Below are 8,887 nucleotides of genomic sequence, written 5' to 3'. Positions count from 1 at the left end.
AATAAATATAAATAGAAAAATAAGCGTGATACCTTTTTTCCAATTTTCATGGAATGGTATCACGCTTATTTTTATTTACTGGGGTTTTGTCCCAGCCTCTACATGATTACCTGAAAAAACAATCCACAGAATTTAAAAGTTATGCACAAATCGTGGATAACTTTAAGACTGAAATCAATATATAGTATAGAAATGATCTTTGATAACAAAATATCTACGAACACTTGTGCATATGTGCATAACTTTGTGGATAAGCGAGAGTTATACCAGGTTATCTGTTGTTTATGCACGCATTATCCACATAAAAACAAATTCGCTTGTTTATTCTTTACGAAAAGCTTGAGCGGTGTTGTAATTTTTAACTTGTTGCCAAAGAAGGAGCAGCAAAATAATCATGACAATATCCAACCGTGCATTAAAAGCAAATGTAAAAAAACCTCCAGTCCACAACATAGGTATTTTTGTGAAGTATAGTGCTCCAAGCATAATGAGAATAAGTGGTGGAACAGCAAGTTTCATATACATCCTGCCAGCAATCAGCATCCCGCATGCAAGTTCAGCAATCGCTACTAAAAATAATGTAAGCTCTGGAAAAGGCAAACCAAGGCTTGCAAATGTCCCCTTAAAGTCACCGTTGGTCAATTTCAAAATCCCGGAAATAATAAATACATAGCCTATCGCATAGCAAATCCATTTTGTGACATGCATTTCCTTCAATCGATTACCCCCCTAATTTTACGATTGTTCTATCCTATGCGAAAGAATGGACAATCTTTCTAAAGAGAAAACAAAATATAAAAATATGACAGCTAAAGGTACATAAAAGCAGGCGTCAAACCTACTAAACGTCGAGAATCACCACTGAACGCTCTGAAATTGAAATAAGTGCTCGATACCTACGACACACTTTCTATCTACTACGAGGCTTTGAAAAAAGTACAAAAAACGATAGAAAGTTCTTTCCCCTATAAACGTCTCTCATTGCCAACTTAACGAATTAACACTATAATTTCCTTAGATTGAAAAAGGGAGTGCGATAGATTGTTTCGACGATTTTTTTCTTATTATAAGCCGCATAAGCGGTTATTTATTATTGACTTCACAGCAGCAGTCATTGTTGCATTGCTTGAGCTTGCATTTCCGTTAGCGGTGCAATGGTTTATTGACGAGCTATTGCCGGGGAATGACTGGAATATCATCATGACGGTTGCTATTTTGCTATTATTTGTTTATATCCTCAGCACTTATCTACAATATGTAGTGGCATATATCGGGCATAAACTCGGAGTAAATATAGAAACCGATATGCGTAAAGACTTGTTTAATCATGTTCAGAAGCAATCATTTCGATTTTTTGATAATACAAAAACAGGTCATATTATGAGTCGGATTACGAACGATCTATTTGATCTCGGGGAGCTTGCCCATCATGGACCTGAAGACTTCTTTATTTCCATCATGACGTTTACTGGAGCATTTTTAATTATGTTCACGATCAATCCAACGTTAGCATTGATCATTTTAATCGCCATTCCGATTTTGATATTCCTGATAACCTTTGGGAATATAAAAATGAATAAATCCTGGAAGAAAATGTACGAAAATATTGCAGGTGTCAATGCCCGGATTGAGGATGCTGTATCCGGCGTGCGAGTGGTACAATCCTTTACAAATGAAAAATTCGAGATGGAACGTTTTTCAACAGATAATAAAAATTTTCGAACGGCAAAAATTGGAGCATATAAAGTAATGGCCGTGGTACATGCCAATATCTATCTGCTTATGCGCTTAATTACATTGCTCGTGCTTGTTGTCGGTGCCTGGTTAACATTTAATGACCGGATGTCCTATGGTGAACTAGTTAGCTTTATCTTATTTGTTAATGTATTGACAAATCCAATCAATAAAATTACGGCGCTCCTGGAAATGTATCCGAAAGGGATGGCTGGATTTAAGCGATTTACGGAACTTATGGATGTGGCTCCCGATGTTACAGATCGTAACGATGCCATTAACATAGAAACTGTTGTAGGCGATATTTCTTTCCATGATGTTACATTCGGCTATGAATCCTCACATAAGCCAGTCCTGAACGCCATCAGCTTCGATATACATGCCGGTGAAACAGTTGCTTTTGTTGGGCCATCTGGAGCTGGAAAAACAACGATATCTGCGCTTATCCCACGTTTTTATGATGTGGATGATGGCAGTATCAAAATTGATGGGGTAGACATTCGCGATATGAAAAAGGAATCCCTCCGCAATCAGATTGGTGTCGTACAGCAAGATGTATTCCTGTTTACAGGGACACTGCGGGAAAATATAGCATATGGGAAACTCCACGCTACCAATGAAGAAATTGAACGGGCTGCACGTCAGGCCCATATGGAAGAATTCATTAAGGAATTACCGGACGGCTACGAGACACAAGTTGGTGAACGTGGTTTGAAACTGTCAGGCGGACAGAAGCAGCGCATTGCTATCGCGCGTATGTTTTTAAAGAATCCAGCAATTCTGATTTTGGATGAAGCAACATCGGCACTTGATACAGAAACTGAAATGATTATTCAGCAGGCTTTGAATGAACTAGCGAAAAATCGCACAACCCTTGTTATTGCGCATCGTCTCGCAACGATTAAAAATGCAGATCGAATCATGGTCGTTACAAAGAAAGGCATTGAAGAGGAAGGGAGACATGAAGAATTGCTTCAACGTGACGGGATTTTTGCCCAATTGCATAATGTACAGATGAAATAAATTTGCTAGGACATCTAATGATTTCATTGGAGAAAATGGGGACATTAACAAAGCTTAATCGAACAATTTATATTAAGAAAACAAGTTAGCAAATCCATCAGTGGACATCCTTCCATTGATGGATAAAAAAATCCAGAACATGAAGGAGCCGATGACATGAATCATACCGTTAAAATAAGGGATGTCGTAATTGGTGAGGGAATTCCTAAAATTTGTGTACCTATCGTTGGTAGGACACTTGAACAGTTAAAGGAAGAAGCAGAATTTCTCAAATCAGTCGATTATGATGTTCTCGAATGGCGTGTTGATTTTTTTGAGCATGTAGAGAACGTCGAAAAAGTGAAAGAAGCACTGCTTGACATACGACAAATTTTGCCAGATATCCCGCTAATCTTTACATTTCGCAGTGCCAAAGAAGGTGGAGAAAAAGACATCAGCACATCCTATTATATGGAACTAAACCAAGCGATTGCCCAGACAAGGGAAGTCGATATCATCGATGTTGAACTATTCAATGATGAAGAGGACGTAAAGACATTAGTAAAGGCTGCCCATGAACATCAAGTATTTGTCATTATCTCCAACCACGACTTTGAGAAAACACCTGCAAAAAATGAAATTATATCACGATTGCAAAGAGCACAGGAATTGGGCGGAGACCTGCCAAAAATCGCTGTAATGCCCACAAATACCGCTGATGTACTAACATTGTTGGATGCTACAAGAATAATGAACGAAGAATATGCAGATAGACCAATTATTACGATGTCCATGGCTGGGAAAGGTGTGATTAGCCGTTTGGCCGGAGAAGTTTTTGGCTCCGCATTAACATTTGGAGCTGCCAAAAAAGCATCTGCACCAGGTCAAGTACGTGTTTCAGAACTGCGTGCTACATTGAAACTTTTACATAAGAGTTTAAAATAATCAAAGTTATCCACGACTGTTAATAACTTGTTGATATGTTTTGAAAATTAAAACAAGCTATCCAATTCAAAACTAACACTTATCTTATTTTGTCGATATTTCCCGGGAAATGTAACCCTCCTCTGATTAGCAGAGGAGGGTTCTTGCTGGAAGGAGATGATCGTATAAAATGTTCTCACCAATTAATTTTTACACATACTTCCGCATTTGTTCCGAACGACACAAAAGGCATTTGCCAAAGGTGTAACGATTGATAAGGTTTCTCACTTCTACCTTCCCCCTGTTGCTTATGAAGTGATGCTCGAATAAGAATGCTAAATCCCCATAGATTCCACTTCCAAATAAACTTTTTTAATAAAAACGGCTAACTTACAAAACCTAATCAAAAGGAGGAAGAATCAATGCGAAATTTACTTTTTGTTGTAGGTATCATCTTCATTATAACGGCTCCTTATACTGGACCCTTATATCTCCATGAACGAGCGAGCGCACAGGAGGAAGGAATCCCGTCCTATGCAAAATGGGGGCGGCTTGCCATACTGGAAACCGAGAAAAAGTATCCGGGTGCAAATATAGTTGACTATTTGCATATTGGAAAAGAAGAAATCGATGAAAATACGGTGGAAAAATTTAAGTTATGGCTAAATGCTGACAATAGAGAGTTCGGAGTTCTTATAACGATTGAATTCAAAACGGAAACGGATGAAGTCATAGAGATTACATTTGAAGAGACAGATCGATAACGATAGCGTCCTGTTTATCATCTAATTTGTGTAATGCTGAAGAGATAGCTAACCTGTAGAAGTGTAAACTTGGCAGCAGGTAGAGCCATCGCTTGACTCGGGAGAGCACCTGAACTGAACGGGAGAGCCATGGCCAAATACGGGAGAGCCCCTGCCCAATACGGGAGAGCGATGGCCAAATACGGGAGAACCCCTGCCCAATACGGGAGAGCAACCGCAAAACTCGGGAGAGAACTTGCCCCATCCTGTACGGCCGTGCAGCCTCTCCCGGGAGAGAACACGTCCCGACCGCCATCCAGCATCCACCAACTACCCGATAATTAAAGGATGCTTCCTCGGTTTAAAAACGACATACATTTTTTCCACTATACATACGCCATTTAAGTTACTAAAAACGATACCATTCACTTGCCAGCATGCCGTAGACGACGTGATCGACATAATGGTCATACAACCATTCTGCATGCCTGATCAAGCCCTCTTCTGTGAAGCCTAATCTTTCCGGGATGGCACGACTTTTTTTGTTTTCATATGCAGCCCGAATGTCTACCCGATTCAGGCCCAACGTATTAAAAGCATAATCCGTTAATGCCCTGACTGCACGAGTCATAATGCCGTTCCCTTGATAATCAGGAGAAAGCCAGTAACCAACATAGCCAATCCTATTTGCCCAGTCCAAACTGTTAAAACTAATAAGTCCGACCAGTTTTCCCTTGAAGATAATTCCAGTAGTAAGCGCACTTTTCATTTCTGAGCTTTTTAATGTGTGATCAATAAACGCCAAGGTGTCCTCGGGTTTGACCGTTGTATCTACCCAAGGAAGCCATTCCCGCAAGTAATCACGTGCATGATCGGTTAACTGAAACAGTTCATTGGCATCCTGTAGTTTCAGCTGCCTCAATACGATATTCTCATCTACTTCATAAACAAACATGTATCCACCTTCTTCAAGTTCGACATACTCTAAAAATAATCATACCATATAAATAGTCAGAAAAAAGAAAGAGCTTTTGTCTTAATTTATCTCTTATTGACATGTATTCTTTAGTAATGAGGAAAATGATTACATTCAAGAATGCGGACAATGAGAAAATATATTTCTATTTTGCATCGTTCTAGTTTATTATGAAGTTAGAGTTGTATTAGAATGTAATTAGTAAACAGATTGCAGTTGTTGAATGCATAAAAGGAAGGTTTGTATATGACCGAAGAGAATATTACCCGATTACATATAAATAATAAGGAATATATCCTTATTGGAACAGCACATGTTTCTAAAAACAGCGCTGAACAGGTGAAAGCTGTCATAGAAGCAGAGAAACCAGATTCTGTTTGTATTGAGCTTGATGAACAAAGATATCAATCCGTCACAGAGGGGAAAAAGTGGAAGGATACCGACATCTTTGCAGTGATTAAGAATAAAAAAGCCATCCTCCTATTAATGAATCTGGCAATATCCTCCTTTCAGAAAAGAATGGCAAAACAGTTTGGAATCAGTCCAGGCCAGGAAATGATACAAGGAATTGAGTCGGCAAAAGAACACGGTGCAAAGCTAGTATTGGCAGATAGAGATATCCAAGTAACCTTCTCACGTATTTGGGGAAACATTGGATTAAAAGGCAAGGCAATGCTTCTGATGCAAGTGATAGGAAGTATATTCAGCAATGAGAAGATTTCGGAAGAAGAACTGGAAAAAATGAAGCAGCAGGATACAATCAATGCAATGCTGCAGGAGTTCACGCAACATTTCCCTAAACTGAAGACCCCGCTGATCGATGAAAGAGATCAGTATCTGTCACAGAAAATAAAAGATGCCCCAGGTGAGAAAGTAGTTGCTGTACTGGGAGCGGCCCATGTTCCGGGAATAAAGAAAGAAATATATAATGATCATGATTTAAAACGACTTTCCCAACGACCAGCGAAATCAAAGAAACCAAAAGTAATTGGTTGGGCGATCCCAATCGTCATCATTGCCATTATTGCCTATACATTTTATATGAATCCATCTGCAGGACTTCAGCAGACAATCAGCTGGGTCATCTGGAATGGCTCACTGGCAGCAATTGGCGCGATCGTAGCATTGGCTCATCCATTGGCAATTCTCACTGCTTTTGTTGTAGCACCAATCACATCATTGAATCCACTGCTTGCGGCGGGCTGGTTTGCAGGTTTTGTACAGGCATATGTGAAGAAGCCCAATGTAAGCGACTTTGAACGTCTATCCGATGATGTGCATACGGTAAAAGGATTTTGGCGAAATAAGGTAACGCAAATACTGCTAGTCGTTGTTTTTGCAAACTTAGGAAGCTCATTGGGAACGCTAATTGGCGGTGTGGATGTCATCCGCGTATTTATCGAAAATCTAACATAAAAAATTGGAAAAATACGTTCAAAGAGAAAGTGTTTTTCCAATTTCGTCCTTAGATGCCCCACTTGCATCTCCTGTTCTTCCAATGTATTCAAGTATCCACACCTGCTTTTCATGATACTTAGATAGAGCAATGATCGGATAGATAAAATGGTTTAAGGTTACGAAAAAACAGATGCCATCATTGCAAAATACTTTTTTCTTTGTAAGAAATAGACTATGATTAACTTAATTATTCATTTTTTTCTGTACCAATTAGAGGAGGAATTTGCTCGTGATCATTGCGATCATCGTACTATTAATTGTTTCATCTTTCTTTTCCGGAAGTGAAACAGCTTTAACGGCAACAAATAAAATGAGACTTCAAACAAAGGCGAACAATAATGATGTAAGAGCTGGAAAGATTTTGGATCTCGTTTCAAAACCAGGTGAGTTTATTACAGCAATACTGATTGGGAATAATATCGCCAACATATTGTTACCAACACTTGTAACGATGCTGGCAATTGAATATGGCTGGAATGTTGCTATAGCCTCGGCCATTTTAACTATTACAATTATCATTTTTTCGGAGGTAATCCCAAAATCGGTTGCAGCGACGTTCCCTGATCGGATAGCATTTATAGTTTACCCGATTATCAAGTTTGTTGTCGTCATTTTAAAGCCTGTTACGTTATTGTTGAATGGTTTGACCGGGCTTATTACGAGAGCCCTTTCTAAAGGACAGCCCCAACATGTTTCCATTTCCAAAGAAGAATTAATGACAATCGTTGATATTGCTGATTCGGAAGGGACATTTATGGAGGAGGAATCCAATCGTATTAAAGGAGTTCTCGATTTTTATAACATGAATGTGAAGGATGTTTTAAAAACACCGCGTGTGGAAATTGTCTCACTACCAAGTACAGCGACTTATGAAGAAGTAAGGGACACAGTTCTGCAAAATCCATTTACAAGATACCCGATTTATGAAGATGATATTGATAATATTGTCGGGGTTTTTCATTCCAAATACCTAATTGCCTGGACAATTGAGACAGGGAGATCCTTGAAGTATTATAGTGATACAGAACCGTTGACCGTATATGAATTCCATTCCATTGAATATGTTTTCCGTAAAATGACGAAAGAGAAAAAGCATATGGCAATTGTTTTGGATGAGTATGGTGGTACAGAAGGGATTCTGACACATGAAGATATTATCGAAGCGATGATTGGGTTGGAAATAGAAGATGAAATGGATATTGATAGTGACTCCCTTGTCGTAAAACTGACAGAAACCGAAATTATCTGTGATGGTAAAATCACACTTCACCGATTGAATTCCGTTTTTGACACGGATATCCCGGAGGAAGAGGATGTTCTAGCAGGATATCTGCTGAAGGAATTCAATGAGTTTCCTAAAGAGGAAGATGTTATTGAACGGGAAAACCTTACCTTCAAAATCCTTGAAGTGGATGGAAGATCCATTAAACAGGTTCAAATAATCAAATAATAGAGTAAACAATTTTTCATCCCATCTGTCTTTCGATAGATGGGATTTTTATACGCTGTCTGGTACACTGTAGAAAAGAAATCAGTAAAGGAACGGTACTTATGAAAATTACGATTGTTTCAGTCGGCAAATTGAAAGAAAAGTATTTAAAGCAAGGGATTCAAGAATATATGAAGCGACTCGGTGCCTATGCAAAAGTGGATATCATCGAGGTAGCAGATGAAAAGGCGCCGGAAAATATGAGCGAAGCGGAAATGCAGGAAGTGAAGCGGAAAGAAGGAGAACGGATTCTTTCCCATATCCATCAGGACACCTATGTCATCACATTGGAAATCAACGGAAAAATGATAAGCTCGGAACAGCTGGCCACCAAAATGGATGAGCTAGCAACCTACGGAAAAAGTAAACTTGCTTTTATTATCGGCGGGTCATTAGGTATTAGTGAGGATGTTCAGAAGCGGAGTGATCTGTCATTATCTTTTTCTAAGATGACCTTTCCTCATCAGGTGATGAGGCTGATTTTGCTGGAGCAGATTTATCGGGGATTTCGGATAAATCGGGGGGAACCGTATCATAAGTAAATGAGGTTTTTTGGTGATT

Annotated in this window: 8 protein-coding genes; 6 read left to right on the top strand and 2 right to left on the bottom strand. The window is 39.1% G+C overall.

Annotation, left to right across the window (positions count from 1 at the left end):
• Nucleotides 1-321: 321 nt before the first annotated feature.
• Nucleotides 322-708 (bottom strand): DoxX family protein, encoded by a 387-nt coding sequence (locus tag MN204_RS03105; RefSeq protein ID WP_249869628.1) that lies wholly within the window; start codon nt 706-708, stop codon nt 322-324.
• 333 nt (nt 709-1,041) lie between these two features.
• Here MN204_RS03105 and MN204_RS03100 point away from each other — a divergent pair, with 333 nt between their 5' ends.
• From MN204_RS03100 to MN204_RS03090, 3 genes are all read left to right on the top strand, one after another.
• Nucleotides 1,042-2,757 (top strand): ABC transporter ATP-binding protein, encoded by a 1,716-nt coding sequence (locus MN204_RS03100; protein WP_249869600.1) that lies wholly within the window; start codon nt 1,042-1,044, stop codon nt 2,755-2,757.
• Nucleotides 2,758-2,913: 156 nt separating this feature from the next.
• The gene (aroD, locus tag MN204_RS03095; protein ID WP_249869599.1) at nt 2,914-3,681 is read left to right on the top strand and encodes a type I 3-dehydroquinate dehydratase; all 768 of its coding nucleotides are present in this window, start codon (nt 2,914-2,916) and stop codon (nt 3,679-3,681) included.
• Between the two features lie 401 nt (nt 3,682-4,082).
• Nucleotides 4,083-4,424: a DUF3889 domain-containing protein gene (locus MN204_RS03090; protein WP_249869598.1), complete on the top strand. Its 342-nt coding sequence runs from the start codon at nt 4,083-4,085 to the stop codon at nt 4,422-4,424.
• Between the two features lie 388 nt (nt 4,425-4,812).
• Here MN204_RS03090 and MN204_RS03085 read toward each other — a convergent pair whose 3' ends face one another.
• On the bottom strand, nt 4,813-5,358 hold the full coding sequence (locus MN204_RS03085) for a GNAT family N-acetyltransferase (protein WP_249869597.1): 546 nt from the start codon (nt 5,356-5,358) through the stop codon (nt 4,813-4,815).
• A 267-nt stretch (nt 5,359-5,625) separates the two neighbouring features.
• On the opposite strand from MN204_RS03085, the gene MN204_RS03080 reads away from it, so the two are divergent.
• The 3 genes from MN204_RS03080 (at nt 5,626) to rlmH (ending at nt 8,868) form a co-directional block, all read left to right on the top strand.
• The gene (locus MN204_RS03080; RefSeq protein ID WP_249869596.1) at nt 5,626-6,795 is read left to right on the top strand and encodes a TraB/GumN family protein; all 1,170 of its coding nucleotides are present in this window, start codon (nt 5,626-5,628) and stop codon (nt 6,793-6,795) included.
• A gap of 271 nt (nt 6,796-7,066) precedes the next feature.
• Nucleotides 7,067-8,287, top strand: coding sequence for a hemolysin family protein (locus MN204_RS03075; protein ID WP_249869595.1), 1,221 nt, complete (start codon nt 7,067-7,069; stop codon nt 8,285-8,287).
• A gap of 101 nt (nt 8,288-8,388) precedes the next feature.
• Nucleotides 8,389-8,868 (top strand): 23S rRNA (pseudouridine(1915)-N(3))-methyltransferase RlmH, encoded by a 480-nt coding sequence (rlmH, locus tag MN204_RS03070; RefSeq protein ID WP_249869594.1) that lies wholly within the window; start codon nt 8,389-8,391, stop codon nt 8,866-8,868.
• Nucleotides 8,869-8,887 lie beyond the last annotated feature (19 nt).

The sequence above is a fragment of the Oceanobacillus saliphilus genome (assembly GCF_023522835.1).
In the GTDB taxonomy this organism is placed as follows: Bacteria; Bacillota; Bacilli; order Bacillales; family Amphibacillaceae; genus Oceanobacillus; species Oceanobacillus saliphilus.
Note: the sequence above shows the minus strand (reverse complement) of the source record. Positions and strands in the feature narration are given on the sequence as shown.

Coding starts and splice junctions, on each gene's coding strand:
- MN204_RS03090 (WP_249869598.1), top strand. CDS start 4,083: ATGCGAAATTTACTTTTTGTTGTAGGTATCATCTTCATTATAACGGCT.
- MN204_RS03080 (WP_249869596.1), top strand. CDS start 5,626: ATGACCGAAGAGAATATTACCCGATTACATATAAATAATAAGGAATAT.
- rlmH (WP_249869594.1), top strand. CDS start 8,389: ATGAAAATTACGATTGTTTCAGTCGGCAAATTGAAAGAAAAGTATTTA.
- MN204_RS03105 (WP_249869628.1), bottom strand. CDS start 708: ATGCATGTCACAAAATGGATTTGCTATGCGATAGGCTATGTATTTATT.
- MN204_RS03085 (WP_249869597.1), bottom strand. CDS start 5,358: ATGTTTGTTTATGAAGTAGATGAGAATATCGTATTGAGGCAGCTGAAA.
- aroD (WP_249869599.1), top strand. CDS start 2,914: ATGAATCATACCGTTAAAATAAGGGATGTCGTAATTGGTGAGGGAATT.